Source organism: Arcicella sp. GW458-12-2-14-TSB2 (genome assembly GCF_059423785.1).
Map to the genome: position 1 here is coordinate 1 of NZ_JBWKYN010000333.1, position 1,941 is coordinate 1,941.

Here is a 1,941-nt window from a genome sequence, read left to right on the forward strand (position 1 = left end):
TTGTTGTTTTTATTCTTTAAATATATTTTAAATATTTTAGGCATCGTAACTGTTTGATTTTTAATATATTATATCAGTATAGTGAGACAATTTGAATGCAGACTAGAGACAATTTGAATGCATAAGTGAGACAAATTGAATGTAGACTAGAGACAATCTGAATGCATAAGCGAGACAAATTGAATGCAGACTAGAGACAAATTGAATGTTTAGTCTCAAATTGTAGATAAATATATATTTTAAGAATTTTGTTGGTTATCATTGAAGTGTTAAATTGCAAGAGATTATTAAAATTTAGAAGTCTCTTTCCTCTGTTGATATCTATGTTTCAGTGTAGCTATGGGAAATAAAAAAACGGATAAAGTTGCTAATGCAATGGCAGCCGTATCGCAATCGCCCTTCAAATTAGTAAAAAGTAATCCTGTAATCAATGCTCGATATGATTTGAGTACGATACAGGTTAAAATACTTTTGCACATGATTTCAAAGATAGACCATACCAAAGATAGACTAGATACCATCACTATTTCTGTACAAGAGTTTAAAAAGATAACAGGAATCAGTACAACCGCTATCTATTCAAGGATTAATATTGAACTAGATAATTTTCTGAAAAAAACCATTTATAACAAATTTGATGGTGGTTTAATTAATACTACTATCATAGCAGGTTATACTTATAACAATGGACTGGGAAAGTTTAATATAGACTTTTCGCCAACATTAACGCCTTATTTGCTACAACTAAAGACTAATTTCACTGTCATTGATATTCGTTCACTTTTGCAATTAAAAAGTATTTATGCCATCAGGTTTTATGAATTTTGTAAAGAATCTGAAAGATTAGGGACTTTTAAATTTGAAGTTGAAAAGCTAAAAGATATTCTTGGGCTAGGCGATCGTTATGCCAAATATACTGATTTTAGAAAAAGAGTAATTAATGTAGCCCAAAAGGAATTGCAGGAAACCAGCGATTTGTATTTTACTTATGAAGAAAAGAAAAAAGCCAATACTGTGGTATTGTTAGTTTTTACGATTCATAGAAACGACAATATCGCTGTGCCAAACGATGATGGAAGTATTATAGAAGCTACTTTTGAAGTTGTAAATGAGCATAAAAAGAAGACGGCTGAGAACAAAGACCTCAGTGAAATTTTGAAATTAGTTGGAGAACATGGTGCATCTGAAGATTTGATTCTGAAATGGTTACAAACATATCCATTGGAGACTATTAAAGAAACAATTGCTTATGCTTTTGCAGAAGCAAAAGGAGGAAAGACTATCCGAAATATTGTTGGTTATATTATCCAATTACTTGAAGACGATAAATTTGCTGAATTATTAAAAGAAAAAGAAAGTAAACAAAAAGAGGAAAGAGAGAAAAAGAGAAAAGCACATTTAGAAAAAGCCCGAGAAGAAGGCTTGAATATGAATGTATTTAATCTTAAAAAGAAATATCATACCTATTGCCAGAATAGAATTATTGAATTGCTGAAAACAGATGAAAGTTGCTACCAATATGTAGTGAACAAATTAAGCACTTCATTAGAGACTCAATTCCCATTTGAATCGTTTAAAAAATATTATAGCAATACTGTTTCGGTTGAGAATATTATTCAATACTTAGACATTAATCCATCTTTTAACGGAGCTATTATCTCAATAGTAGAAAGTGCTTATAGACAACAGATTCACGCTCATCCTGACGCAATAGCCTTACAAAAAGAGGGAAAGAAAATAGGAATAAACCTGCTGTAAAAACAATTAAATCCAACGCGATTAATTGTCTATTACTTGATTGACGTATATTTAAGTGCGTTATATTTATCTTTCTTTTCATCCCTAATTATTGAGAATAGAAGATGAATTACTTACGTTTTAACAAGATTTTAAATGTTTTTTAGACAATGTATAATTTAATTGGATTATTATACATTGTTT

At 29.8% G+C, this 1,941-nt stretch carries 1 protein-coding gene; it reads left to right on the plus strand.

Translation table 11 applies throughout. The features are described 5' to 3' along the window. Positions 1-339: 339 nt before the first annotated feature. The gene (locus tag AC07XN_RS24240; RefSeq protein ID WP_494744914.1) at positions 340-1,758 is read left to right on the plus strand and encodes a replication initiation protein; all 1,419 of its coding nucleotides are present in this window, start codon (positions 340-342) and stop codon (positions 1,756-1,758) included. Positions 1,759-1,941: the final 183 nt, after the last annotated feature.